At 61.9% G+C, this 25,545-nt stretch carries 22 protein-coding genes; 13 read left to right on the forward strand and 9 right to left on the reverse strand.

The window, feature by feature from the left end:
* Positions 1-22: 22 nt before the first annotated feature.
* Complete coding sequence (locus ACR9WD_RS16335; protein ID WP_073707167.1) at positions 23-409, forward strand: LapA family protein; 387 nt, start codon at positions 23-25, stop codon at positions 407-409.
* 69 nt (positions 410-478) lie between these two features.
* Here the strand turns inward: ACR9WD_RS16335 and ACR9WD_RS16340 are convergent, their stop codons facing one another.
* The 7 genes from ACR9WD_RS16340 to ACR9WD_RS16370 all read right to left on the reverse strand — a co-directional run bounded on the left by ACR9WD_RS16340 (position 479) and on the right by ACR9WD_RS16370 (position 8,361).
* Complete coding sequence (locus ACR9WD_RS16340) at positions 479-1,222, reverse strand: response regulator (protein ID WP_434922445.1); 744 nt, start codon at positions 1,220-1,222, stop codon at positions 479-481.
* Positions 1,180-2,475, reverse strand: coding sequence for a sensor histidine kinase (locus ACR9WD_RS16345; RefSeq protein ID WP_073707169.1), 1,296 nt, complete (start codon positions 2,473-2,475; stop codon positions 1,180-1,182). Before ACR9WD_RS16345 ends, ACR9WD_RS16340 begins: the two co-directional genes overlap by 43 nt.
* A 34-nt stretch (positions 2,476-2,509) precedes the next feature.
* Positions 2,510-3,352 carry an ABC transporter permease gene (locus ACR9WD_RS16350; RefSeq protein WP_434922446.1) on the reverse strand — a complete coding sequence of 281 codons (843 nt, stop codon included), beginning with the start codon at positions 3,350-3,352 and terminating at the stop codon, positions 2,510-2,512.
* A gap of 4 nt (positions 3,353-3,356) precedes the next feature.
* Positions 3,357-4,283, reverse strand: a complete 927-nt coding sequence (locus tag ACR9WD_RS16355; RefSeq protein ID WP_121867710.1) for an ABC transporter ATP-binding protein — start codon at positions 4,281-4,283, stop codon at positions 3,357-3,359.
* 149 nt (positions 4,284-4,432) lie between these two features.
* A complete protein-coding gene (locus ACR9WD_RS16360; RefSeq protein WP_190264337.1) occupies positions 4,433-5,464 on the reverse strand; it encodes a YdcF family protein in 1,032 nt (343 codons plus the stop codon).
* A gap of 3 nt (positions 5,465-5,467) precedes the next feature.
* Positions 5,468-6,901, reverse strand: coding sequence for a phytoene desaturase family protein (locus tag ACR9WD_RS16365; protein WP_073707171.1), 1,434 nt, complete (start codon positions 6,899-6,901; stop codon positions 5,468-5,470).
* Entirely contained in the window at positions 6,898-8,361 is a 1,464-nt protein-coding gene (locus tag ACR9WD_RS16370; RefSeq protein ID WP_434922447.1) for a glycosyltransferase family 87 protein, read from the reverse strand. Before ACR9WD_RS16370 ends, ACR9WD_RS16365 begins: the two co-directional genes overlap by 4 nt.
* Before the next feature lie 241 nt (positions 8,362-8,602).
* Here ACR9WD_RS16370 and ACR9WD_RS16375 point away from each other — a divergent pair, with 241 nt between their 5' ends.
* From ACR9WD_RS16375 to ACR9WD_RS16405, 7 genes are all read left to right on the forward strand, one after another.
* Positions 8,603-9,787, forward strand: a complete 1,185-nt coding sequence (locus ACR9WD_RS16375) for an acylneuraminate cytidylyltransferase (protein WP_038992767.1) — start codon at positions 8,603-8,605, stop codon at positions 9,785-9,787.
* Between the two features lie 12 nt (positions 9,788-9,799).
* Positions 9,800-10,693 (forward strand): N-acetylneuraminate synthase family protein, encoded by an 894-nt coding sequence (locus ACR9WD_RS16380; RefSeq protein WP_073707174.1) that lies wholly within the window; start codon positions 9,800-9,802, stop codon positions 10,691-10,693.
* Positions 10,694-10,780: 87 nt separating this feature from the next.
* Positions 10,781-11,776 carry a glycosyltransferase family 2 protein gene (locus ACR9WD_RS16385; protein WP_083586748.1) on the forward strand — a complete coding sequence of 332 codons (996 nt, stop codon included), beginning with the start codon at positions 10,781-10,783 and terminating at the stop codon, positions 11,774-11,776.
* Positions 11,773-13,116: a polysialyltransferase family glycosyltransferase gene (locus ACR9WD_RS16390; RefSeq protein ID WP_121867714.1), complete on the forward strand. Its 1,344-nt coding sequence runs from the start codon at positions 11,773-11,775 to the stop codon at positions 13,114-13,116. The genes ACR9WD_RS16385 and ACR9WD_RS16390 overlap by 4 nt, the downstream gene beginning before the upstream one ends.
* An 8-nt stretch (positions 13,117-13,124) precedes the next feature.
* Positions 13,125-14,138 (forward strand): hypothetical protein, encoded by a 1,014-nt coding sequence (locus ACR9WD_RS16395; RefSeq protein ID WP_223308842.1) that lies wholly within the window; start codon positions 13,125-13,127, stop codon positions 14,136-14,138.
* An 8-nt stretch (positions 14,139-14,146) separates the two neighbouring features.
* Positions 14,147-15,379, forward strand: a complete 1,233-nt coding sequence (locus ACR9WD_RS16400) for a DUF6716 putative glycosyltransferase (RefSeq protein WP_434922448.1) — start codon at positions 14,147-14,149, stop codon at positions 15,377-15,379.
* A 296-nt stretch (positions 15,380-15,675) separates the two neighbouring features.
* On the forward strand, positions 15,676-16,761 hold the full coding sequence (locus ACR9WD_RS16405; protein ID WP_073707176.1) for an inositol-3-phosphate synthase: 1,086 nt from the start codon (positions 15,676-15,678) through the stop codon (positions 16,759-16,761).
* A 186-nt stretch (positions 16,762-16,947) separates the two neighbouring features.
* On the opposite strand, the gene ACR9WD_RS16410 is transcribed toward ACR9WD_RS16405, so the two are convergent.
* Together ACR9WD_RS16410 and ACR9WD_RS16415 are read right to left on the reverse strand one after the other, a co-directional pair.
* Entirely contained in the window at positions 16,948-17,070 is a 123-nt protein-coding gene (locus ACR9WD_RS16410; protein ID WP_255209577.1) for a hypothetical protein, read from the reverse strand.
* Between the two features lie 583 nt (positions 17,071-17,653).
* Positions 17,654-19,105, reverse strand: a complete 1,452-nt coding sequence (locus ACR9WD_RS16415; protein ID WP_434922449.1) for a CCA tRNA nucleotidyltransferase — start codon at positions 19,103-19,105, stop codon at positions 17,654-17,656.
* A gap of 124 nt (positions 19,106-19,229) precedes the next feature.
* Between ACR9WD_RS16415 and ACR9WD_RS16420 the strand changes: the two genes are divergently transcribed.
* The 5 genes from ACR9WD_RS16420 to trxA all read left to right on the forward strand — a co-directional run bounded on the left by ACR9WD_RS16420 (position 19,230) and on the right by trxA (position 24,641).
* Positions 19,230-19,769: an NUDIX domain-containing protein gene (locus ACR9WD_RS16420; RefSeq protein ID WP_038992756.1), complete on the forward strand. Its 540-nt coding sequence runs from the start codon at positions 19,230-19,232 to the stop codon at positions 19,767-19,769.
* Positions 19,753-21,510, forward strand: a complete 1,758-nt coding sequence (murJ, locus tag ACR9WD_RS16425) for a murein biosynthesis integral membrane protein MurJ (protein WP_434922450.1) — start codon at positions 19,753-19,755, stop codon at positions 21,508-21,510. The genes ACR9WD_RS16420 and murJ overlap by 17 nt, the downstream gene beginning before the upstream one ends.
* A 126-nt stretch (positions 21,511-21,636) precedes the next feature.
* Positions 21,637-23,223: a hypothetical protein gene (locus ACR9WD_RS16430; RefSeq protein WP_434922451.1), complete on the forward strand. Its 1,587-nt coding sequence runs from the start codon at positions 21,637-21,639 to the stop codon at positions 23,221-23,223.
* A gap of 100 nt (positions 23,224-23,323) precedes the next feature.
* On the forward strand, positions 23,324-24,289 hold the full coding sequence (gene trxB / locus ACR9WD_RS16435) for a thioredoxin-disulfide reductase (protein WP_066142780.1): 966 nt from the start codon (positions 23,324-23,326) through the stop codon (positions 24,287-24,289).
* A 28-nt stretch (positions 24,290-24,317) separates the two neighbouring features.
* Positions 24,318-24,641, forward strand: a complete 324-nt coding sequence (trxA, locus tag ACR9WD_RS16440; RefSeq protein ID WP_038992752.1) for a thioredoxin — start codon at positions 24,318-24,320, stop codon at positions 24,639-24,641.
* Positions 24,642-25,545: the final 904 nt, after the last annotated feature.

Raw genomic sequence — 25,545 nt, forward strand, 5'->3', positions numbered from 1 at the left:
AGACGAGGAAAGCGAGTTCATCATGGCTACGGCTGATCGAACACCAGAGCAGAAGAATATTCCAGCAGCAGCACGCGAGGACGACGTGGAGCCCACCGCACCGGCGACTTCCACGGTCCAGCCGGCAAAACCTGCCGGCGCAGATAAGCTTCCGGTGACCAAGTTGGGCCGCATCTGGACTGCCACGATCTTCGGGTTGATCGTGCTGATCCTGCTGATCATCTTCATTGCCCAGAACCAGGAGCAGGTGACCCTCAACTACTTCGCGTACCAGGGACAGGTCAACCTCGGTCTGGCATTATTCTTCGCCGCAATTGGCGGCGCCCTCGTGGTGGCAATCGCCGGGGTGGCCCGCGTGATCCAGCTGCGCGCCACCGCGAAGAAGCGGAGCAAGGCCAAAAAGCGCTAGTAAACTTCACGGCCGCCGGCGGAACCCCTTCGGGTTCCACCGGCGGCCATTTTGCTGCCTCGGCGCCGCCTAGTAATCCAGGCCCTGGGATGGAATGACCAGCCCGGTCTCATAGGCGTACACGACCGCCTGGACGCGGTCGCGCAGGTGCAGTTTGGTCAAGATGCGCCGCACGTGGGTTTTCACCGTCGCTTCGGACAGGAAGAACCGGTGGGCAATTTCGGCGTTGGACAGCCCCTCGGCGAGCGCACGCAGCACTTCCTGCTCACGCGGGGTGAGGTCATCAAGCAGCGGGTCGTGCGGAGTCTCCGCCGGCTGGCTGCGGTTCCCGGCGCCACCGTTGCGGACGTAGGTTTCCAGCAGGCGTGCGGTCACCCGCGGTGCCACGACTGCGTCGCCGGACGCCACCAGGCGCACCGCTTGGACCAGTTCTTCCGGGGCGACATCCTTGAGCAGGAACGCGCTGGCTCCTGCCTGCAGGCCCGAGAAGGCGTATTCGTCCAGGTCGAAGGTCGTCAGGATGATGATCTTCGTTTCCGGGTAGTCCTTGGCGATGCGTTCGGTAGCTTCCAGGCCATCCATCTTGGGCATGCGCACGTCCATCAGGACCACATCGGGTTTCAGCGCCGCGGTCTGGGCCAGGGCATCGAGACCGTCGACAGCCTCACCGGCGATGGCGATATCCTCCTCGCCTTCGAGGATGAGGCGGAATCCCATGCGCAGCAGGGGCTGGTCATCGACCAGCAGGACCTTGATTTTCTCTTCCACGCTTATTCCTTCACTGCCTTCCGGCTCTCGTTCTGCAAGCTGCATTCGGGCAGCTGCAGGACCGCTTTGACGATCCATCCGCCGCTGGCTACCGGTCCGGCATCTACCGTTCCGCCAAAGAGCGCCGCGCGTTCGCGCATGCCGCGCAGCCCGCGCCCGCTGCCGATGCTCGGAACTCGCGTTGCATCGCCGTTGTCCATGATTTCCATGCGCAGTTCCCCGCGGCGTTGCTCCAGGCGCACCTGCACATCACTTACGTTACGGGCATAGCGCAAGGAATTGGTCAAGGACTCCTGGATGATGCGGAAGACCGTCAGCTGGAAGGTGGTGTCTTCCGGCAGCGGATCGCCCGCATGCGTATAGGTGACCGGCAGGCCCGCGGTACGGAATCCTTCGAGCAATTGCTCCACATTGCCGCCGGTAGGCTGCGGCGCGAGCTCCCCGGATTCTTCTTGGCGCAGCACGCCGAGCATGCGGCGCATATCTGCCAGGGCGGCGCGGCCGGTTCCGGAAAGCTCGTTGAGCACTTCATCGGCGCGGGCTTGATCGCGTTTGGCCACCACCCGCGCCCCCTCGGACAGGGCGATCATCACCGACAGCGAGTGGGCAACCACGTCATGCATTTCGCGGGCAATGCGGTTGCGCTCTTGCACCTGGGCCAGTACGGAGACCTGCGAAGCCCAGTGATTCAGCTCAGCTTCGTGGATGCGCGCGTTGCGCACGTTCATGCCTACCGCTGCGGCGGCGATGTAGAAGCCGATGATGAAGCTGCCCGAGACCGCGATGATGACGCGGGTGAAGATCGTTTCATCGATTCCATCCTGCGGGTCGAATTCCATGCCGGTCATGTCCGGGAAGCCCATCAGCACCATCAGGACGGTTTGGAAGCTTCCGGCCAGGATGGACAGCGGGATGGTCCGCTTCGCCGAATAGCTGGTGGCGACGGTATACAGGGCGATGATCATGCCTACCCCGCCCAGACCGCCCTGCGGTCCAGCAATCACCAGGGCCAGGCACTCGAAGAGGAACACCAGGATGATCACCGTCATCGGCGCCCTGCGCCGGTAGAGCAGGGCGGCGCTGACGGCGAGGGTGACGACCAGCAGGCCGGTCGCATTGGATTCGGGCATTGCCGCCACCACCAAGACGCCTGGCAGCGTGAGCAGCAGGTAGATGACTACCGCACCGATGACCACCAAGCGCGGGTGGGTACGCAAATAGCGGCGTATCCGGCCCATCCGCTTGGCGGCCAGTTCATCGAAGGTGACCACAGTTTCCTGCAGCGTCGGTTGGCTCATGCTTCCAGTCTAGTTTTCTCGGTCACGCTCTGGACTATTTGATGTCCCGCTTGGCCAGCAGGACCGCACCCAGCGCCAGCGGAAGCACAATCCAGCCTGCGACGCCCAGCAGCTGCTGCCAGCTTTCCAAGTCGGTGACGACGCTCGAAGGCGTCGCCAACGCCATGCCCAGCTGGTCGGGGGTGAACTTCGCGATGTGCTGTGCCCAGTCGGTGATGCTGGTCAGGATGGAAAGGATGATCGGCAAGACGAAGAACAGGGCAGCGAGGCTGGTGATGCCTCCAGCCGAATTGCGCAGCATCATCCCGAGCGTCAAACCGATCAGCGCCGCCATCGCCACCGCAAGCGCCCCGTACCAGAGAACCCGCTGGAAGGCGTCGCTGCCGAAATCCAGGTCCATCTGGTAGTTGTCGGCAATCGGCTTGCTGATGGCGAAGGCCAGAAGCGAGCTGACGATCTGGACGCCGGCGGTCACGACGGTGATCAGGATGGTCTTGGCAGCCAGCACGCGCAGGCGCTGCGGGCTGGCGAGGAAGGTGCTCACCGCTGAACCGGTGGTGAATTCCCCGCTGAAAAGCAGGACACCGAGCACGCCGAGGATCAGTTGGCTGAAGACCAGGCCCGAACCGATGAGCTCGGAGGCGAATCCCGGAGCCGCCAGGTCCTCCATGCCCGGCATCTGCTCCATGCCGCCCATGCTGGCCCGCAGCGATCCGATGCCCCAGGTGCCGATGGCCGCGATGGCCGCATAGAGCACGATGGCCAGCAGAATCAGGATACGGGTGGAATTCAGGGAGAAGAATCGGATGGATTCGCTGCGCAGCACGCCGAAGAGGGAGACCTTGCCGCGCGGTGCGGTTGCTAATTTCTCAGACATGTCTTTACTTCCCGCCGCCAGTCTCGGCAACATTACTCGAGTGGTATTCGACGGCATCACGGGTCAATTCCATGTAGGCGTCTTCCAGGGTGCGCTGCAGCGGACGCAGTTCGCTGAGCACCACACCGTATTCCAGTGCGCGACGGCCAATGGTCTCTGAATCGGGACCGGTGACTTCCACGCCATGCTCGTCGATCCGGCGCAGCTGGACGCCGTCTCCGTTCAGCGCGTTCATCAGCACCTCAATGTCTGCTGAACGCACAATTGTCTGGTCAAGGCCGTTATCGATGAATTCACTGATCGGCGCATCGGCCATGATCCGGCCACGGCCAATCACAATCAGGTGATCGGCGGTCTGGGCCATTTCGCTCATCAGGTGGGAGGAAATGAACACGGTTTTGCCTTCGGCAGCCTGTTGGCGGGCCAGATTGCGGACCCACGCCACGCCTTCGGGATCCAGCCCGTTGACCGGCTCATCGAGGATCAGGACCTGCGGATCTCCCAGCAGGGCGGTGGCAATGCCAAGCCGCTGGCCCATGCCCAATGAGAAGCCGCCGACTTTCTTGCGCTGGACGCTGGACAATCCGGTCAGTTCCAGCACTTCGTGCACTCGGGAAACCGGCAATCCTGCAGTAGCCGCCATGGCACGCAAATGCGCCAGCGGCGTCAGGGACTTGTGGACCGATTTGGCTTCCAGCAAGGTGCCGACTTCGGTCAGCGGATGCCTGGACTTCTTGAAATCGCGCCCGTTGACCAGCACTTCTCCGCTGGTAGGCGCTGCCAATCCCACGATCATGCGCATGGTGGTGGATTTGCCGGCGCCGTTGGGGCCGAGGAACCCGGTCACCATTCCCTGCTGCACCGTGAACGATGCATTATCGACCACGGTTTTTCCACCGTATTTCTTCGTCAACTGCTGAGCCTGGATCATGCTTCCAGCCTAGGGACTTGGCGCCCAGCTATCACCGCCCGCAATGCTGATTTAGGGCTCACCCGAAAGGGTGAGGGCAGCTGGGCCAATCGTGTGTCCATGCACCATATGGTGCATGGACCCACATTTCCACGGCAGTTGGAGGACGGTCATAGGTAGCTCGTCGTGAGGACGTACATCATTCCTGCGATGGCCAACGCGAAGGGCAGGGCCAGCAAGACCATCAGCTTCTTCTGATCCCGCACGATCGCTACGCATTCCCTGAGGAAGGCGCTTGGACGGTAGTAGGCCGCCGTCTTCCCGCCGAACGCACGGGCATCCAGGCCGAGCTGGCGTGAGGCCATCGCGGCCCGCAGTGCGTGATAGTCGCTGGTGACCAGCCACAGCTGGCCTTCCGGACGCTGGGCGCGAACCATGGCATCGGAATACCGCAGGTTCTCGATGGTGTCCCTGGCCCGGTCTTCCACCAGAATCTGCTCATCGGCGATGCCCTGCTCGCGCAGGTAGCGGGCCATGCTCACGCCTTCTGGCTCGACCTCATCACGGCCCTGGCCACCGGTAGGAACCATCAACGGGCGGGGATCCGCCTGCCGCTCATGCAGTTCGATGCCTTTGTCCAGTCGGCCGCGCAGCAGCGGGGTGACCTTGCCATCGATGGCGCGGGCGCCGAGCACCACCACGGCGGCGCCCTTGCCCTTGGCAGGGAATTTCGCGTGAATCCAGGCATACAGCAGCAGCATGGTGAACAGGCTCGCGGTGAAGACAGAGGCCATGAACAGGACGAAAGCGAGCGAATAGGTCCACCATGACTGGATCCGGATCAGCAGCACCGCAATGACCGGCAGGATGAAGACCGCGAGCCCGGCCGCCAAGGACAGCAGGTTCGCGGGCTTGGCACCTTCGCGCCGGCACATCAAGATCCCGTTGTAGATCAGGGCCGCGCCGAAGACCACGACCATCAGCGGGGTCAGCACCAGGACGATGGAGAACAGGAGCCCGAATCCGGGAAGCACGCTGGAGAGCAGGCCAGCCGCCGCCGAAATGCTGAAGAGCACCAGCGGCAAGAGCAGGACGGCGAGTCCCAGGCGGCGCGGGTCCTTGCGGTACTGCCAGATGAACAGCCACCAGAGCACTGCCAGGAAAACCAACCCGGGGAGTTGCTCGAATGCCGCGTCCATCATGTGTCAGTTCTCCGCTTTCCAGTTCTCGATTCCGTATTCCCGCTTGAGCATCGATTGGGCTCCGAGGAATCCACCCATGCCGTGCACCGACGGACCCGGGGGCGCGGCCGAGGACACCAGGTACAGGCCCTTGGATTGCAGGTACCACGGGTCCGGGGAGATCCGCGGCCGCTTGATGCTGCCCAGCAGGTCCATGGTTCCCCCGGAAAGATCGCCACCGACCAGCGCAGAGTTCTGCGCTTCCAGGTCCTTCGCGGTCACCACATGCGATTCGATGATGGTCTCGGCAAATCCCGGGGCTGCCTGTTCGATCATGTCCTCCAGTTCACGGCTCATGTCCACCGGGGAATCCAGCGGCACATGGCAGTAGGCCCAGATCACGTGCTGGCCCTGCGGCGCCCGCGAGTCATCGAATTGCGAGGGCTGGGCCACGATCATGAACGGCTTCGCCGCTCCCCTGCGCACCGCGGTGCGCTCGGCCTTCCCGACCTGCACGGCGCTGCCGCCCAGGTGCACGGTGCCAGCCTGGGCCAGCGTCGGATCGCGCCACGGAATCGGCTCCGAAAGCACGTAGTGCACCAGGCAGCTTCCCGGCGAGCGCCGAGTGCCGCTCAACGCGTGCGAAAGCCGTTCGGGCAGGTGCCCGGCTGACAGCTTGGCAGCGCTTTCGGCGGAGGTATCGAACAGGACGTTGCGTGCAGAAAGCTCATCGACATGCTCGATGCGGGTTCCGGTGAGGATTTTTGCTCCGTGCTCCATCGCCTCTGCGGCCAGCGCATCGCTGATGGCTTGGGAGCCGCCGCGCGGGATGGCCCACCCCTTGGCGTGCGCCGCCGCCGCCAGGAACAGCCCGGCCCCGGCATTGGCCGGCCCGCGCGAACCGCCGGCGACGTGGGCCGCGCAGCCTGCATAGAGCGCTGCGGCTCGCTCGAATTTCCCGGAGAAGAGGTCCTTCGCGGCCATGCCGGCCACCGTGCTGATGGCGAAGGTTGCCAATGCCGCCGGATGCGAGGGGACCTTGAACAGCGGGTTGAGCAGGGTGTTGCTGACTGCGTCGATCTGCTTTACCAGCGGCCCCAGCAGCCGGGTGTACATCTGGCCATCCGCACCGCCAAGTTCCTGCCCGGTGCGTTCCAGATCCCTGTACGCGTAGGCGGTCCGCCGATCCAGCACATGGGCAAAGGACAGCTCGGGGACGATGAAGTCCACCCGGTCATGGACACCGAGTTCATGCATCGCCTGGGATTGCATGGCCATCGGATGCACCGCGCTGCCCAGATCGAATTTCGCCGCTGAGCCATTGAGCGGCTGCGTTCTGGCTGCCCCGCCGATGGTGCCGTTGGCTTCATAAACCGTGACGCTCAATCCGGCCCGGGCGGCAACCGCCGCGGCGGCCAGCCCGTTGGGGCCGGCGCCGACTACTGCAACATCGCTCATGGCTTCTTGCCCGCCGCTTCTTTCTCCGGCTTGGCCTGGGGCAGCAGCCCGCGCAGGGTCCAGCGGTCTTCCAGCCCGGCAAACGGACCGGCCAGCGGATCGTCCTGTCCCACGGCGCGCACCGGGTCATGGCGCGGATCGAGCATCGAACGCACCACCAGGAACATCAGGTATCCGAGCATCACCATATGGGCCAGCACCAGTACCGCATAGCCGGTCTCCGGGAAGGCCTTCTGCACTTCTTCGGCAGAGAGGGAATCGAGGTAGTACCAGACCCCGTAGAAGTGGGCGATTTCCACCAGCATCCAGATCACGAACTCGCGCCAGCGCGGCAGGGCCAGTGCGAACAGCGGAATCAGCCAGACGACGAACTGCGGCGAATACACCTTGTTGACCATGACAAAGGAGGCGATGATCAAGAAGGCCATGGAAGCCAGGCGCGGAGTGCGCTTGGCCGCCAGCCCCAGCACCGCCACACCCGCGCAGCACAGGAAGAAGAGGATCAGCCCGTAGCGGGAAATCTGCTCCGCTTCGAAGAGCGGAACCCCTTCACGGTTATCGGCGATGACATTCCACGCGTGCCAGAAGCTGGAGAAGCCTGCCCCGCGTTCGGAGGAGAAATTGAAGAAGTGCATGAACGAGTCGGGGAACGCCAGCGCATAGGGCAGGTTCACGAGCACCCAGGTCGCCGCGGCGGTTCCGCCGGTCACCCAGAAGGTCTTGAGCTTGCCGGTGCGGATGGCCAGCACCAGCACCGCGCCGAGGACGAAGAACGGGTAGATCTTCATCGCCGCACCGAGGCCGATCAGCACCCCCGCCAGCACCGTATGCTTCCGGGCGAAGGCCAGCATGCCCAGGGCCAGCAAGGCCACAGCCCACATGTCCCAGTTGATGCTGCCGGCCAGGATGATGCCCGGGGCGATCGCCACCATGGCGGCATCCCACGGACGGCGCCCGGTCATCCGCAGGGTGGCGACCACGGTTGCCATCCACAGGATCGCGACGAGCAGCAGGTTGATGTCGAAGTACAGCAGCGAACGGTTCTCGATTCCCGTGGGGATGATCGAGGCGACTGCCGAGGCCACCGAGCTCATCAGCACCGGGTACTCGAACTCGGCGGCGGCGCTGAACGGCGCCCAGGGGTTCTCGGCGAAGCCGCGGGCGGAGAACAGCGGGACCCAGTCGCTGTAGCACGCATAGATGTAGGGGTTGTTGCCGGTCCACCCGTTGACCCGGCACGGGTTCTTGGCAAGGAGCATCAGCAGCGCGCCCACGGTGGTCATCAGGATGATGACCCGTTCCACGCTGAAGAACCCGGGATCGACTCGGCCCGGGTCGCTGTGCCGTCCTAGCGGGCCGCCGATCATTGCGGTGAATTGCCGGAGGAACCCGTCAGCGCGTGAAGGCACGGTAATGCGCAGCGGGCCACGCGTGGGCTGTGACTGGTTAGGCTCGTGCATACCATCCAGCCTAGATGTTCTGCGCCCCAGCACCGGCGTGCACACTCGGATTTCATCAGACGCCTTGATCTTCTACGCGAAGCGCAGTGCTCTTCCCGCCCCTGCCGCAACCCGCTCCCGGAAACGTAAAACGCTTGCTGACCTAGCATTCAGCAAACAGACAGGTGATTACACCGGCACTTCACCATGCGTTAACCCAGATGCCCCCTCCCGGTTAACTTGTGCCCATAGCGTCTTATTCGTGAGCAAAACCAACCAGCCAAACGTCATGGCGATCATCCCCGCCCGGGGAGGATCCAAGGGCATCCGGCTTAAGAACCTGCGTGAGATCGGCGGCAAATCGCTGCTCGGCCGCGCAATCGAATCAGCCAGATCCGCGGCGGCAGTCAGCGACGTCGTGGTGAGCACCGACCATGAGCAGATCAAGGCCGAAGCGCTCCGCTACGGGGCGAGGGTCATCGATCGACCGGCAGATATCGCCGGCGACACGGCCAGCAGCGAGTCAGTTCTGCTCCACGCACTGGCGAATGCGGAATCCCAGCCAGAGATCACCGTGTTCATCCAGTGCACCAGCCCGTTCATCGATCCGGCGGACCTGGACGCAGCCATTGCGGCAGTGGCCTCGCAACGCGCCGACGTCAGCTTCGCGGCTGTTGCGGATCACGGTTTCCATTGGGGACTGGATCCGCAGGGCGAAGCGGTCGCCGTGGGGCACGACAAGCTGCACCGTCCGCGCCGCCAGGATCGCGAACCGCGCTTCCGCGAGACCGGGGCCTTCTACGTGATGGATACCCGCGGATTCCTCGAAGCCGGCCACCGCTTCTTCGGAAAGGTCCGGGTCCATGAGGTTCCAGCAGAGCACGGTATCGACATCGATACCGAGGCAGACCTGCTGCTCGCCGGGCTGGCCGTTCCGGCCAACCGGGAACCGATCGAAGTCGATGCGGTCATCACGGATTTCGACGGGGTGCACACCCCGGACACCGCATATGTCGATGAGCACGGGACCGAAACCGTGCGCGTCTCCCGCTCCGATGGAATGGGAGTGGCCCGGCTGCGGGCCGCCGGAGTGAAGTTCCTGATTCTCTCCAAGGAAACCAACCCGGTGGTCGCCGCCCGCGCCGCCAAGCTGAAGGTCGAAGTGGCCCACGGCATCGAAAACAAGGCCGAATACGTGGCCCGCTGGCTGGCTGACGAATCCATCAACCCGGCCCGCGTCGCCTACCTCGGCAACGACATCAACGATCTGGGCGCGATGGCGCTGGTCGGCTGGCCGATCACCGTGGCCGATGCCCACCACGACGTGCACCTGGCAGCACGGCACACGCTGACCCGCAAGGGCGGGCACGGAGCGGTACGGGAACTGGCCGAACTGGTTCTCGCCGCACGCACCGCCACCAAGAGTTCTCCAAGTTTCACCCACTGAAAGGCAATACCCATGACCTCCATGACTACCGACATCAAGCCAGTTGCCATCGGCGACGTCCAGGTTGGCGCAGGCCAGCAGGTCTACGTCATCGGCGAGATCGGCATCAACCACAACGGCGACATCGAGATCGCCAAGCAGCTGATCGACATCTCGGCCGAGGCCGGCGCCAACGCGGTGAAGTTCCAGAAGCGCACCCCGGACATCTCCACCCCGATGGACATGCGCGACAAGATCCGCTCCACCCCATGGGGCGACATGACCTACCTGGACTACCGCTACCGCGTCGAGTTCGACCAGGCCCAGTACAAGGAGCTCATCTCCTACGCCGCATCCAAGGGCCTGCACGCCTTCGCATCGCCATGGGACGTTCCTTCGGTCGAGTTCATGGAAGAGCAGGGTGCAGTCACCCACAAGGTAGCGTCCGCATCGGTCACGGACATCGAGCTGCTCAAGGCCCTGGCGGAAACCGGCAAGCCGATCATCCTGTCCACCGGCATGTCCACCATCGAGCAGATCGACAAGGCAGTGGAAACCCTGGGCACCAGCAAGCTGGTCATGATGCACGCGACCTCCACCTACCCGCTGCCTCCTGAAGAGGCCAACCTGCTCATGATCGAGACCCTGCGCGACCGCTACCAGGTCCCAGTGGGCTACTCGGGCCATGAGCGCGGCCTGCAGATCTCGCTGGCAGCAGTCGCCCTGGGCGCCGTGACCGTCGAGCGCCACATCACCCTGGACCGCACCATGTGGGGCTCTGACCAGGCTTCGTCGCTGGAGCCGAAGGGCTTCGAGTCGCTGATCCGCGACATCCGCATCCTGGAGCAGGCCATGGGCGACGGCGTGAAGAAGGTCTTCCCAGGCGAGCTGGCTCCGCTCTCGCGCCTGCGCCGCGTCGACGCCTAAGCACGCCAGCGTATCCGGCGGTTGGACTCACCGACGGGTCCAACCGCCGTTTATTTTTGTCTGCATGAGGAAGGCCTTGAAGCACAAATGAGTTTGATCCCCGGGCGCATTTCAGTGGTGATCCCCGCCTATAACCAAGAAGCTTATATTTGCGATGCCCTCTCATCCCTGGTCCGGCAGAAGCTGGGACGCTGGGAACTGGAAGTGCTCGTGGTTGATGACGCTTCCGATGACCAGACTGCCGATCTGGTGCGCGGCTACGAAGACCAGCTGCCTGGCCTGAAGCTGATCTCGCTGCCGGAGAATTCAGGGGTTTCTGCCGCCCGCAATGCCGGGCTGGAACAGGTCACCGGCGAATACTTCACCTTCCTCGACCCCGACGACTGGTACTCCCCCGAGCATTTGGAAGCCCTGGCGGAATCCTTGACCGAACTGCATGTGGACTTCGTGCGCTGCGACCATGTGCGCGTCACCGGCACCAACCGGGTCATCCACCGCGCCCCGCAGGCCCTGCGCGGCATGCCGCTGAACCCGGCCGACGACATCGAGCCGATCGATTCCCCGTCCATGGTGGACTACGCCTTCGTGTGGGCAGGCCTGTACCGCACCGAGCTGATGCGCACCCGCGAGCTGATGTACTTCGACGCGCAGCTGCACAGCGCCGAAGACCGGCTGTGGCTGTGGAAGCTGCACCTGAATACCGAGCGCTACTCCGTCGTCTCCTCCCCCGGGGTGTTCTACCGCCGCGGCCTGCCTGGCTCGCTGACACAGGTCTTCGACCATCGCCAGCTCGGCTTCATCCCCGCCTACTCGCAGATCCTCACCGAGGTGCGCCTGCACCCGGATGCGGATCGCCACCTGCCCAAGGCGATGCGCCAGTTCTTCGCCATCGTGTGCCATCACGAGAAGCGCGCGAAGAACTACCCGCCAGAAGTCCGCTTGGAGATGAAGCAGAAGCTGCGCCAGGTATTCACCACCGTTGACGCGCCAATGGCCCGCCAGGTCGCCCTCGAGATGGATGTTGCGCGCCGCCGCCATATCCTCTCCTTCCTCCAGCCAGGTCAGATCGGGGCCGCCAAGTGATCGCACTGATTGAAGCCAGCAGCTACTTCCAGCTTGCTTCTCTGGCCGCGATGGCCGATGCAGGACTGCTCCCCGAAGCAGATGAACGCATTCTCGTCCTGGCCAACGGCTCGCAGGTTCCGGAACTGACCACACCGCTGGATGAGGTTCCGGGCTTTGAGCAACTGGCCGCCCGCTTTGACCGGGTGGTGGATTTCGCCGCGCTGACCGCACCGCGCCGCCCGGCGCAGTTCAACCCGCGTGAGGACGAACTGCTGATTTTCGAGCGCCTGCTGCGCAGCGCCTGGGATCTGGGCAATGAACCGCTGACCTTGGTGCTGGAATCCATCCAGGTCAATCCCGCCCGCGCCCTGGCGCGCATCTTCTTCGATTCCCAGCTGTGGATCCATTCCGACGGCCTGATGTCCTATGGACCCACCCGCAACCGGTTGCCCATGCCGTTGCGCCAGCGGGTCATCGGCACCATCCACGTGGATCTGGTACCCGGACTTCAGCCGCATCTGCTCGCAGAGCTCGAGCCGCGGCGCGAGATCCTGGAGGCCGGCGGGTTGGCTGGCATCTTCGGCGAATTGGCCCAGGACGCCGAATTCGACCTGCCCTCCGGTGGCGCGCTCGTCCTCGGGCAGTACCTGGGTTCCCTGGGACTGATGGACGCCGAGGAAGAATTCGAGCTGCACCTCGAGATGCTCAACGAGGTGGCCCGCCGGGAGCTTTCCACCGTCCTGTTCAAGGCGCACCCCTCGGCCAGCGCCACCTCGGCGGCCCGCTTGGCTGCGGCAGCCAAGGACATGGGCCTGGATTTCCGGCTGGTCAACACGGATCATCTGGCGGAGACCGTAATCTCGGCGGTGAACCCAGCCGTGGTGATCTCCTGCTTCTCCACCGGCTTGGCCACCGCAAAGTACATCCTGGGCACGGAAGTCCATGCCGTGGGCACCGGCAGGATGCTGCAGGCGCTGGCTCCGTACGAGAATTCCAACCGCATCCCGCTGTCCATCATCCACGCGCTGTTCGTCCAGGACCTGCCGGTTCCGGCGCACGCTGGCGATGACGACCGGCTCACCGAACTGCTGGTCGCCGTGGCCTACTGCATGCAGGCCGCCCAGCTGCCGCACCTGCGCGAGCAGGCCGAGTCCTTCCTGACCGCGCACTACCCTGAGTTCTCGGCCCACTTCAAGCGCCGCCGCATCACCAAGCTGGACCTGCCTCCGCACTGGGCGCACATCAGCTCGCGCCGCTCGTTGCCCTCGAAGGTCCGCGGGGCTTCGCGCCGAGTGCTGCGCCATGGTTCCAAGCAGTTCGAAACGCTTTCCAAGTCCCTGAGCCGACTGGCAAAATGACACTCACGATGATGAAACTGACCCAGCATGACACCCACGAGGTGCCACGCCCCCGTTTCGGCACGGCGCACGTGTGGGTCGAGTCGCCCCTGCAACTGCTCTCCGCAGTGGAAACGCATGCCGCAGGACTGCTGGGCACCGACATCCGGATCATTCCGCGCCAGGGAATGCCACTGGAGGCCACGACCCAGGCCATGCTGGATCATGCCCCCGATGGGGTTCATTTCGAACCGGCGGCGCGCAAGCCTCCGCAGCCCAAAGGCGCTGCCGACCGATACGTCACCGGGGATGCCTATTCGGGCAAGATCCAGCGCACGCTCCTTGCCGGCGTGCGGGCCAAGGAAATCGTCATCATTGACGACGGCATGGCAACGCTGGCCCTGATCAAGCAGCTGATCTCCGACGAGCCCACCCCCTTGGTGCGCGCCCGGACGAAGAATTCGGCGGCCCGTGTCGCCATGGGGCTGGCGACCTGGCATCGCTTGCGCCAGCTGGCCCGCGAGGATCGCCTGCTGATTGTCTCGGCGCTGTTTGTCGACCCGGAATCCCGCCAGAAGATGGCTGATCTGGGGATCAAGTTCGCGCAGCACAAGTTCGAGTGGCTTGCTACCCAGCCGGTGGCCGAGCGGTTCATCGAGCCTACCCTGCTGATCGGTTCGGCCATGGTCGCCGATGAGCTGATCCATGAGCAGCCGTACTTGCGCTGGATCGAAGAGATCGCATCCGAAGGTCCGGTCGCCTACTTCCCGCATCGCCGTGAGACGCCGGAATTGCTGGCGAAGATTTCCAAGATTGACCAGGTAGTGCTCAAGGAGCACACTGTTCCCATCGAAATGCGTTTGCGCGCCCTGCGGCCGGGCCAGGAAATCCGGGCCCTGCCGTCCACGGTGATTCCATCCCTGCGCTTGCTGCTGGGTCCCGATGCCCGCTTCCTGTATCCGCAAGCCGTGCTTGACAGCTGGTGGACCCCTGGTACTCCCCTCGAGTTGCGTGAGCACCTATCCAGTTCGTTGAAGGTGTGAAGCAGCTGATGAAGCCATCAATTCTTGCCATTGCAGATTCCGATTCCTACCTGAAGCTCGCGACAAGTTTCCTGACCCGCCTGGGTCCCGCATGGGATCGCAAGGTGTATTTGGCGCGAACCCCGGTGATGCCGACGGCCGAGCAGATCGCCGCCGCCTTCGAAGGCACGGATCTGGATCCCGATGCCCTGCAGGTGATCTCGGTATCCCAGCTGGAAGCCGACACCGTGGACGAAGACATTGTCTTCGCGTCGGCGACCGGTCCGGTCGTTGCCGAAATCTACTCCCGGATCCTGCGCACCGAGCCGGTTGGCGGCCGCTGCACCGCACTGATTTCAGCCTTGCCCGGCGTTGCCTTCCCCGCAACGCAGAAGGGATGGAACTATCGCCGGGCCGGCGATGCGTTCATCTGCCATTCGCATGCCGAAGCGCGTGATTTCTCGTTCATGATCGAAGGACAAGAGGGGCATCAACCGACCATCATGGTCAGCAAACTGCCCTTCTTGCGCTCGGCGGGTTTCCCGCCGGAGCAAAAGCAGGTCGTCGAACGGCTGGTGTTCGCACCGCAGGCGAAGGTTCCGGCCCAAGAGCACGAACGCGAGTCGATCCTGCTGGCGCTCGAGCAGGCCAGCAGGATGAATCCCGAACTTGAGGTGCTCATCAAGCTCCGTGCCAAGGCTGGGGAGCCGCAGACGCATCTCGAGGCGTTCCCTTATGACTCGCTGTTCCAGAAGCTGCAGGCTGAACAGCGCATCGGTGCCGATTCGCGGCTGTGCTTCGATACCGGATCGATGAGCGAGGCGTTGACCGATGGCAGCGCCCTGGTGACGGTCTCTTCGACAGCCGCCCTGGAATCCCTTGATCGCGGATTGCCCACGCTGATCCTCTCCGACTTCGGTGTCAGCGCGCAGATGATCAACACGGTCTTCGTGGCCTCCGGTGTGATTGGCACCTTGGATGATGTCATCGGCTTGAGCTTCGGGGAGCCGACCAAAGCCTGGTTGCGGGAAAACTACTTCCACCGGGTCGACCACAGCTTCGCCCAATCCCTCGAGATCCTCGCGCATCGGGCTCGAGCCGGCAAGCTGCTCACCGATCCGGAAGTACTGGCGCATATTCGACGCCAGCCTTTGCGCCATCGGCTCCGCACCACGTTGCCTGCCCCGCTGGTCAGGGTTTTGGTCAAGTTACGCCATCATTACCGGCATTCCCGAAGGAATGGGGCTAACTCTTTGTCATGAGCTAATAGCAGTTTGCTCATGAATACCATTTCATGCCTGCAAACATAGGTTACCTCAGTATCATTCTGCATTTTGCTCATGTACCGATTCTTGGCAATCCTGCACGGCGATCGCATCTCTGGCCGTCGACGGCACTGGCACGGGAGCGCCTGTTCAAGAGTTATTCGGTGATACGGGGCACGATTGGGAATGTTTGCGAGCCATTAAGACTTAAGATCATTATGGGCTAATTTGCGCGATGCGCTTCTGCGCGCCCAATTGCCCAAAGGTTTTATACATTTCTATAAGGAGTTCATGTGTCGGCGAACCCGATTCGCGTTGCCATCGTAGGCGTAGGCAACTGCGCCACTTCCCTTATCCAAGGTGTTGAGTACTACCGAAACGCCGATGCAGATTCCACCATTCCTGGTCTCATGCACGTGCAGTTCGGCCAGTACCACGTTGGCGACGTCCAGTTCGTTGCAGCCTACGATGTCGATGCCAAGAAGGTCGGCCTCGACCTCTCGGAAGCCATCCTGGCCAGCGAGAACAACACCATCAAGATTGCCGACGTTCCAGCCACCGGCGTAACCGTCCAGCGCGGCCACACCCTTGACGGCCTCGGCAAGTACTACCGCGAGACCATTGAAGAGTCCGCAGCAGAGCCAGTCGACGTGGTGCAGTCCTTGAAGGACAACCAGGTCGACGTCCTGGTTTGCTACCTGCCAGTGGGTTCCGAGCAGGCCGCCAAGTTCTACGCGCAGTGCGCCATCGATGCAGGCGTTGCGTTCGTCAACGCCCTGCCAGTATTCATCGCCGGCACCCCGGAGTGGGCGCAGAAGTTCACCGACGCCGGCGTGCCAATCGTTGGCGACGACATCAAGAGCCAGATCGGCGCAACCATCACCCACCGCGTGATGGCCAAGCTGTTCGAAGACCGCGGCGTGGTCCTGGACCGCACCTACCAGCTGAACGTTGGCGGCAACATGGACTTCAAGAACATGCTCGAGCGCGATCGCCTGGAATCCAAGAAGATCTCCAAGACCCAGGCAGTCACCTCGAACACCTCCGCCGCCCTGGGTGACGACGATGTCCACATCGGCCCGAGCGATTATGTTTCATGGCTTGACGACCGCAAGTGGGCGTTCGTCCGCCTCGAGGGCCGCAACTTCGGCGACGCTCCGGTAAATCTGGAATACAAGCTGGAAGTTTGGGACTCGCCAAACTCGGCCGGCGTGATCATCGACGCCGTTCGCGCAGCGAAAATCGCCCTGGACCGCGGCATCGGCGGCCCGATCCTGTCCGCCTCGAGCTACTTCATGAAGTCGCCACCAGAGCAGTACGACGATGAGACTGCACGCAACAAGGTGGAAGCCTTCATCAGCGGCGACATCGAACGCTAATCTTCCGCTGCGGCGGGAAAGCAATGGCCAGGACTGATGTCCTGGCCATTGCTGTATTCAAAATTGCTTTGGATGCGGAGAAGCCCGCCGGCTTGCAGGCCGGCGGGCCTCTGGGCGATGCATTGCGAGTTCATCACTGGTACCTCGGATTCTAGTTAGCTGGCAACGGTAATGGCGTTGCCGGGCCTAGCGAATTCGCAGGTACATTTCTGGTGGCACATGGTTCTTCAGCTCGCGCTGACGCATGCGGCGATTGAACTCGGTGCTGTCAAGGTTGGTGAACTTGCGCTTGTCTTGACGCTTTTTCATTTGCTGTCCCTCCCTTCGGTCAAAGTCGAAGGGGAGGGAAGATCTTGTCGCGTGGTTGAAATTGCGCGAGCTTTCAGGCTTTCTGGTCCTGCGAAGATTAATTCCGAGGTGCGAACTGCCCGTTGAGCGGATGAGGAGAACAGTGGACTGGACATGAAAAAAGTTCCTAAGGGTGAGAGTCGATTACTGACCTGCAACCTCAGGAACTTAGGCGGGATTTACCGTGAGCTAGGAATCCGCTTGTCCGGAGGTTGGGGAAATGCGCTTGCGCAGACGAGTCATTGGAGAGCCGCCATTAAATCGCGCTCCGCGATGAGTCTCTGTGTACCAAGTCGTATTAATCATTTCGCCACCTCCTAAAATCTGCTCTCGGCCGGCCATGGATGCCATGCGGCCTGTCTGAAAATTTGTCTCGATCCGCAAGTCTCATTGAGACTTCCCAATCACAGTATTCAGCATACATGGATTATGCCCAATGCGCTACAAGCCAGAGCAAAAACTTTAAGCACTTTCCCGGGAATGGCGAAAGCACCTGGATCCATGCGGATTCCAGGTGCTCCTCCAACAGCAACCAGGCCAGAAGTTACCCCTCAGTAGGCGTTTTCTGGGCTTCGGGCTGCTCTTTCCACCACGCACGCAAGCGCTCCGTGGCGACCTCTTCACCCAACGGACCTTCGTCCATGCGCAGTTCCAGGAGGAACTTGTAGGCCCGGCCAACCACCTTGCCCGGCTTGATCCCCAGCAACCGCATGATCTGTTCGCCATCCAGATCAGGACGGATCGCCTGCAGCTCTTCCTGCTCGGCAATCTTCGCGATACGCGCCTCGAGGTCATCGTAGGCAAACGCCAGGCGGTCAGCCTTCTTGCGATTGCGCGTGGTGACGTCCGAACGGGTCAGGCGATGCAGATGCTCCAGCAAGTCGCCGGCATCGGTGACATAGCGGCGTACCGCCGAGTCGGTCCAGCCCGCTTCGCCGTACCCATAGAAGCGCATATGCAGCTCGACCAGGCGGGCCACGGCCTTGGTGGTGTCCTTGTCGAAACGCAAGGCGCGCATCCGCGCCTTCACGAGCTTTGAACCCACCATGTCGTGGTGGCGGAAGGAGACGGCACCGCTGGGTTCGAACTTGCGGGTCGCAGGCTTGCCGATATCGTGCATCAGCGCCGCGAAGCGCAGCACGAAGTTCGGGCCGGGCACCGGTCCCGCTTCATCGGTTTCCAACGCCATCGCCTGCTTCAGTACGGTCAGCGAGTGCTGGTAGACGTCCTTGTGCCGGTGGTGCTCGTCGATCTCCAGACGCAGGGCCGACACTTCGGGCAGCACCTTGTCGGCCAGGCCGGTTTCCACCAGCAGGTCGATGCCCGCGCTTGGGTCGGCGCCGTTGATTAGCTTGACCAGCTCATCGCGGACCCGTTCAGCGGAAATGATCTCGATTCGATCGGTCATTTCGCTCATGGCGCGGCGAACCTCGGGGCTGACTTCAATCTCCAGTTGCGAAGCGAATCGGGCAGCACGCATCATGCGCAGCGGATCATCTGAGAACGAGATATCAGGCGCACCGGGGGTGCGAATGGAACCGTCTTCCAGGGAGCTCACGCCGTCGAACGGATCCACCAGCTCGAGATGGGGCAATCGCAGCGCCATCGAGTTCATGGTGAAGTCGCGGCGGAAGAGGTCATCGTGCAAATTATCGCCAAAGGCGACGATCGGCTTGCGCGACTCCTTGTCATAGGCGTCAGCGCGGTAGGTCGTGACCTCCAGCGTGTATTCGCCCTTCTTGAAGGCGATCGTTCCGAACTCGCGTCCTACATCCCAGATGTTATCGGCCCAACCGGAAATTGCCTTGATGGTTTCTTCCGGTCGTGCGCTCGTGGTGAAGTCCAGGTCCGGGGAGACGCGTCCCAGGTACAGATCGCGAACCGGCCCACCTACCAACGACAATTCATGGCCGGCCCGAACGAAACGGTCGGCCAAATCGAAAATGACCGAGGGCAGGATCTGACGCAGCGCGTCAGGCGAGGGAAGTGCATGCATAGTTACTTAAGCGTGCCAGAAATCCGGGAAGAATGCTTGAGATTTCGGCGAATTTGCCTGCGAGATAACTTACTTGTCCACGTCGATCAGGCGGCTAGCGGCACTTTCTCGATAGAGTGGTTCTATGAACCGACCGATCCCGTCTGCCCCGAAGCGCACTCCATTGACTGCGTCAATGGCTCGCGCGCAGGCAACTGGCGGTCATACGAGCTTGCCGACCGTGGAAGAAGTCTCTTCCGGAGGCATCGTCATCGACTTCGACGACCCCAAGTTGCCAGTGGCAATTATTGCCCGCTACAACCGTGGCGGACGTCTGGAATGGTGCCTGCCCAAGGGCCACCCGGAGGGCGTGGAAACCAACGAGGAAGCGGCTATCCGCGAAATCGAGGAAGAGACCGGCATTGCTGGACGCATCCTCGCCCCGCTGGGTTCGGTCGATTACTGGTTCACCGTGACGAATTACCGTGTGCACAAGACCGTGCACCATTTTCTGCTGGAAGCTACCGGCGGGCATCTGACGATCGAGAATGATCCCGATCATGAAGCCGTCGATGTTGCCTGGGTGCCGCTGGGTTCCCTGGGCAAGCGCCTGTCCTTCCCTAATGAGCGCCGGATCGCCGATCTGGCACGCGAGGTCCTTACAAAGCATGTCCCAGGTTCCTAATCCAACTGCCGGCTTCGACCAGCCAAACACCGGAGCCACGGACATCGTCGCCGAACCTCCCCGGCAGCCGATAGCCCAACCGGCAGGATCGCGCTCCAAGATCTATGCCCTGATGGCTTCCGGCACCATGGTTTCCCGCCTGCTGGGCTTCGTGCGCACGGCCTTGCTGGCGATGGCCATTGGCTCGGTCACCTCGGTGGCCGACATCTTTGAAAAAGCCAATGTCATCCCCACCATCATCTACATGCTCTTGGCCGGCGGCATTTTCAATGTCGTGCTCATCCCGCAGCTGATCAAGGCTTCCAAGGCCAAGGATCGCGGTGCCGCGTACACGTCCAAGCTGGTCACGCTGACCGTGGTGGGCATGGGGATCCTGACTTTGATCCTCACGCTGTGCGCCAGGCCCTTGATCACGGTGCTCACCAATAACTGGACCGAGCCGATGATCGCGCTGGGAACTGCATTTGCCTACTGGTCGCTGCCGCAGATCTTCTTCTACGGGCTCTACGCGGTCCTGGGCCAGGTGCTGAACGCCAACGGCCGATTCGCCGCGTTCATGTGGGCCCCGGCGGTGAACAACGTCATCCAGCTGATCGTCATTGGCGCATTCATCCTGACCTTCGGCGCCTACTCCTCTGGCGACCCGATGCAGGAGTGGAACAGCATCAAGACCATGTGGCTGGCGGGCGGAGCCACCTTGGGCATCGTGCTGCAGTCAGTCGTGCTGTTCTGGCCGTTGAAGAAGACCGGATTGAAGCTGACCCTGGACTTCCAATGGCGCGGCATGGGCCTGCGCCATGTGGGCAAGCTGGCAATCTGGACGCTGGCGGCCATGGTGATCGGCAATCTTTCCTCGCTCGCCTACTCCAAGATCGTCTCCGGCGCTACCGCAGCTCGAGCGCAGCTGCCGTCCGAACAGGCCGCCTCGGTCGCCGGCGAGTACGCGCTGAACACCTCGCAGCTGATCACCGTGCTACCGCATTCGCTATTCGCGCTGACTGTCGCCACCGTGCTGTTCAACGACTTCGCCCGGGCGTTCACCGAGAACCGCCGCAAGGATGTCGGCCAGCTGCTGAACCAGGGCATGCGCTCCACCGCCATCCCCATCGTGTTCTGCACGCTGGTCTTCATCGTGCTGGCCGGGCCGCTGGGCAGGCTGTTTGCCGGCAGCTCCGAGCATGCGGCGCAGGCCGCGGGCGCTCTGGGGCAGCTGCTGGTGCTCACCGCGCTTGGCCTGCCGTTCAAGTCCCTGCAGTTCTTCATGCTGCGTGTCTTCTACGCGGAAGAAGATACCCGCACCCCGATGCTGATCCAATCGGCCACGGCAGCGGTCGGCTTGGTCCTGGCGTTCACCGCGGCGGCAGTGGTTGACCCGCTGCATATCGCCGCCGCCATTGCCTTCATCTACGGCTTGACCAACGTGCTGACCTGCATCGGTACCCATTATCTGATCAAGCGCCGCTACGGCAGCTACGATGTTTCCTCGGTCATCGACACCTACATCCGAGTCGGGTGGATGGCTACGCTGTCGGCTATCGTCGGCTGCGTAGCGCTCTGGCTGCTGGGAGGATTCAGCTTCGGATTCGCCTACGATTCAGTAGTCAGCGCGCTGATTTCGGTGGCTGTTGTCGCCCTGCTGATGGGCATCGTGTTCATCGGCCTACTGCACAAGACCAAGGTTCCGGAGCTCCAGTCGTTCCTCGGTCCGATCCTGCGCAGAATCCCGGGATTGAATCGCTGAAAATCCGCTGAAACTTGCTAGTGATTCTGGGCAAATAGGCACCAAATAGCCGGAGCTGACCGGTAACATGACAGGTGGTGGTCTGTGGACCGCCACCGAACCAAATTCAACCCCTTGGAGATGCACGTGTCGCAGCCAATCGATGTCGGCTCTGTCCTCAGCGGCCGCTACCAGGTAACTGAGAGTGTCCTTTCATCAGCTGAAGGAGACTTGGTACTCGGTGGCGTAGACCAGGTACTGAACCGCTCGGTCAGCATCATGGTGGCTTCCGTGGAGAATTCCTCGCAGCTGGCAACGAGCGCACGCGAGATCGCCATGGGCGAGCGCGCATCGAACGTCCAGGTGCTGGATCTGGGCATCACCGACTCCAACCAGACCTATCTCGTCGCCAATACCGCGCGGTCCTCGGACCTGCTGGACCTGGTTCTGGAAACCGACGACGCTCCATACGTTGAGCCGTTCTTCACCGATACCCTGGGCACCGAGATCTTTGGCGAGTCCCGCCAGGCTGTCCCCGAAACCTACGAAGACGACAACGAGTACTACGAGCAGCTGCAATACGAGGACGAACCAGAACATCAAGGCAAGATCGGTTCCGCCCTGGCTGGGGGCTTCGCGGGGCTGAAGAACCGCTTCGGCAAGAAGAACCAGGAACAGCCTGAAGAGGAGCAGTTCGACCAGACCGCGCCGAACGAACAGGTTCCCGACACCGTCGCCACCCCGGTTGCCCCTGCTGAAAATCCAACGGCCGAAGACAAGCCGAAGGTCACGCGTCTGGACGACGACGAACCTAACGTCACCGCAACCGCGGCGCTAGCCGCCGCAGCGCAGTCCAAGGGCAACACCCCGGCCAAGCCTGCCAAGGAAGAGCCGGCCAAGGAAGAAGAAAAGCCTGCAAAGAAGAAGGGCGCAGCAGCGGCCGCAGCCGGCACAGGCGCAGCGGCTGCTGCAGGTGCCGCCGCAGCCGCGCCTAAGGCCTCGACCTTCCCGGCAGCAGCCAAGAACGCTCCCGCCCAAGACCCGCAGGTCGACGAGCAGGAAGAGGAAGACAGCGGATCCAAGGGAACTCGCCTGCTCGTTGGCGCCGTATTGCTGATCGTGCTGGTCGTTGCCGTGGTCTTCGCCTTCAACTTCCTAGGTGGCGACAAGAACACCACCGCAGAGGGCGAGACGCCAACTGCCGTGGAATCCTCGGAGAAGCCCTCTGAGTCCGAGAAGGAACAGGAACCTACCGAAGAGTCCTTGCCCGCCCCGAAGGTCGATGACGTGTCCCGCCTCGTTCCCGGCAACCAGCAGCTGAATTCCGAAACCGATGGCAAGCTGGGCCAGATGATCGACGGCAACGCGTCGAGCACCTACGCCACCTACTCGTACACCACAGCTGATTTTGGCGGCTTCGCTTCCAACATGGTCTTCATCCTGGAATTGGACGAGAAGTCCAAGATCTCCGAGGTCAACCTCGAGGGCCTGAACGGCACCGGCGGCAATTACGAGATCCTCGTCGGCGACTCCGACGATCTGGGTGATGCCAAGTCGGTAGCCAAGGGCTCATTCTCCGGCCCTTCGGTATCGGTAACTGTCAAGGGCGACGACAAGGACTACATGGAAGGATCCCACGTATTCCTGGACATCACCGAGCTGCCTCGCAAGGCATCCGGTGGCAACGATTCGCGGCCATTCGGTCTGCAGATCGGTGAATTCTCCGCCAAGTAATAGAAGCGGAATTTTTTACGAAAGCAATGCGTTGAGGTGGATAGTGAGGTTAGACCTTGCTACCCACCTCGCATTATTAGAACGAAAGGGTTCTACCCCCGTGACTTCAGCACAGAACGACGAAATCCGCGACGTCATCATTGTCGGCTCCGGTCCGGCCGGTTACACCGCCGCGGTTTATACCGCCCGTGCGAATCTGAACCCACTAGTCATCGCAGGCTCAGTCACCGCCGGCGGCGAACTGATGAACACCACCGACGTGGAAAACTTCCCGGGCTTCCCCGAGGGCATCATGGGCCCTGATCTGATGGACAACATGCAGAAGCAGGCCGAACGCTTCGGCGCCGAGATCCTCTTCGATGACGTCACGGAAATGAACCTCGAGGGCGAAATCAAGACGCTGTCCCTGGCCGACGGCACCGTCTACCGTGCCCGTGCTGTCATCGTCTCCACGGGCTCTGCCTACCGCGAGCTGGGTCTGGAAGATGAAAAGCGCCTCTCCGGCCATGGCGTCTCCTGGTGCGCCACCTGCGACGGGTTCTTCTTCCGCGAGCAGACCATCGCCGTGATCGGCGGTGGCGACTCGGCCATGGAAGAAGCACTGTTCCTGACAAAGTTCGCTTCCAAGGTCATCGTGGTGCACCGCCGCAACGAACTGCGCGCCTCGAAGATCATGGCCGACCGCGCCTTGGCCCACGAGAAGATCGAGTTCATCTGGGACTCGGAAGTCGTCGGCATCAACGGCGCAGAGAAGGTCGAGGGCCTGGTTGTGAAGAACCGCACCAGCGGCGAGGAAACCACCGTGGATGTCACCGGCATCTTCGTAGCCATCGGCAACGACCCTCGCGTGGATCTGGTCAAGGACCAGCTTGAGCTGACTTCCGAAGGCACCATCGCCGTTGAAGGCCGCTCTTCCAAGACCTCGCTGCCAGGTGTCTTCGCTGCCGGCGACGTGATCGACTCCACCTACCGCCAGGCCATCACCGCAGCCGGTTCGGGCTGCGCCGCGGCCCAGGACGTGGAGCACTACCTGGCCAACGTTTCCGAAACCCTCGCTACCGCCTAACAGATTTCTCAGAAAGGGGTTGTCTCTCATGAGCAACGCAAAAGCAGTAACTGAAGCAACCTTCCAGGCTGATGTCCTGGATGCCGAAAAGCCAGTCATCGTTGATTTCTGGGCTGAATGGTGCGGCCCTTGCCGCCAGCTCGGTCCGATCCTGGATCAGATCGCAGAAGAGCACGCTGCGAAGGTCGACGTCGTGAAGGTCAACGTCGATGAGAACCAGGCAATTGCCGCCAAGTACGGCATCACCAGCATCCCTGCCGTGTACGTGTTCAAGGGTGGCGAGCATGTTGCCACTTCCATTGGTGCCAAGCCAAAGGCTGTCATCGAGAAGGACTTCGCAGAATACCTGTAAGTCGATACGTCATTGGAGTGGAGACCAACCGCAAGGTAGGTCTCCACTCCTGTTTTAACCGATGTCTTGTGAAAATCTTGCTAGTTCTCCCATTCCGGAGTATGTTCCAGCCCTGACCCCAGCTCAGATGGGGGCTGTTCTTTGATTTGAAGACGTATTGACGATTAACGTTGAAATATCAGTATCTATACTTTGTTTTTGGATTTTTGGTACCATTTTAAGACTTAATGCATCAATACTTGGTTTCGATGAGTCGAGCTCGCACTTTCTGCTCGGATAATGGCTCGCCAAGTTCGAGGCCTGCGTCGGTGATTCAGTGCTGTTTGTTCCGGTGCATTTTGCAACCTGCTCTGCGTTGCAGGGACTACCCGTCGGCCAGCTCTCGATCCCGAATGCTTCGCCTCCGACTTTCAAGGAGTGGCAGCTGCATGCGGATTTAAAAACGCATGCAGCAGTCTTTTCTTTGAGAGCAGGACAGTGCCGTTCAGTGTCGCCTTTGTATAGGATCCTTCCATCATGCGACAGCCTGAGCTATCGAGCCGGGCTCTTGAATGTATTAGCTGCCCCGGAGTGCGTCGACCTTTCCTGTATCCAGAGCAGGGGTTCCATCAGGACCGGCGGCAGAGTCTTTGCAAGGAAACTCCGGCGCTGTGGAGCTACACTCTTCAAAACCCGAGGCACCATCTGGCTCCGTTGGTAGGTGCTCAACGACCTGAGCCACAAGCAGATCTGCCAACACCTGTTCCCAGTCCGCATCGGTCGCAGAATCCTGTTTGACCAATCAGACCGGATCATTCACGCATGAGGGAACTGGTTCTAGACTCGACGCCCCAGCCGTTGATGCGCCGTGTCTGCGCCGACCACGCCAAAGACTCTGAATTGAATATTTGACTCTTTGAGGGCC

The organism is Glutamicibacter sp. PAEs-4 (genome assembly GCF_051161755.1).
Classification (GTDB): domain Bacteria; phylum Actinomycetota; class Actinomycetes; order Actinomycetales; family Micrococcaceae; genus Glutamicibacter; species Glutamicibacter nicotianae.

Bases quoted from the DNA above. Each gene is read 5' to 3' on its own strand.
- ACR9WD_RS16335 (WP_073707167.1), top strand. From the start codon at position 23: ATGGCTACGGCTGATCGAACACCAGAGCAGAAGAATATTCCAGCAGCA.
- ACR9WD_RS16340 (WP_434922445.1), bottom strand. From the start codon at position 1,222: ATGCAGCTTGCAGAACGAGAGCCGGAAGGCAGTGAAGGAATAAGCGTG.
- ACR9WD_RS16345 (WP_073707169.1), bottom strand. From the start codon at position 2,475: ATGAGCCAACCGACGCTGCAGGAAACTGTGGTCACCTTCGATGAACTG.
- ACR9WD_RS16350 (WP_434922446.1), bottom strand. From the start codon at position 3,352: ATGTCTGAGAAATTAGCAACCGCACCGCGCGGCAAGGTCTCCCTCTTC.
- ACR9WD_RS16355 (WP_121867710.1), bottom strand. From the start codon at position 4,283: ATGATCCAGGCTCAGCAGTTGACGAAGAAATACGGTGGAAAAACCGTG.
- ACR9WD_RS16360 (WP_190264337.1), bottom strand. From the start codon at position 5,464: ATGATGGACGCGGCATTCGAGCAACTCCCCGGGTTGGTTTTCCTGGCA.
- ACR9WD_RS16365 (WP_073707171.1), bottom strand. From the start codon at position 6,901: ATGAGCGATGTTGCAGTAGTCGGCGCCGGCCCCAACGGGCTGGCCGCC.
- ACR9WD_RS16370 (WP_434922447.1), bottom strand. From the start codon at position 8,361: ATGCACGAGCCTAACCAGTCACAGCCCACGCGTGGCCCGCTGCGCATT.
- ACR9WD_RS16380 (WP_073707174.1), top strand. From the start codon at position 9,800: ATGACCTCCATGACTACCGACATCAAGCCAGTTGCCATCGGCGACGTC.
- ACR9WD_RS16385 (WP_083586748.1), top strand. From the start codon at position 10,781: ATGAGTTTGATCCCCGGGCGCATTTCAGTGGTGATCCCCGCCTATAAC.
- ACR9WD_RS16395 (WP_223308842.1), top strand. From the start codon at position 13,125: ATGATGAAACTGACCCAGCATGACACCCACGAGGTGCCACGCCCCCGT.
- ACR9WD_RS16400 (WP_434922448.1), top strand. From the start codon at position 14,147: ATGAAGCCATCAATTCTTGCCATTGCAGATTCCGATTCCTACCTGAAG.
- ACR9WD_RS16410 (WP_255209577.1), bottom strand. From the start codon at position 17,070: ATGAAAAAGCGTCAAGACAAGCGCAAGTTCACCAACCTTGACAGCACC.
- ACR9WD_RS16415 (WP_434922449.1), bottom strand. From the start codon at position 19,105: ATGCATGCACTTCCCTCGCCTGACGCGCTGCGTCAGATCCTGCCCTCG.
- ACR9WD_RS16420 (WP_038992756.1), top strand. From the start codon at position 19,230: ATGAACCGACCGATCCCGTCTGCCCCGAAGCGCACTCCATTGACTGCG.
- murJ (WP_434922450.1), top strand. From the start codon at position 19,753: ATGTCCCAGGTTCCTAATCCAACTGCCGGCTTCGACCAGCCAAACACC.
- trxA (WP_038992752.1), top strand. From the start codon at position 24,318: ATGAGCAACGCAAAAGCAGTAACTGAAGCAACCTTCCAGGCTGATGTC.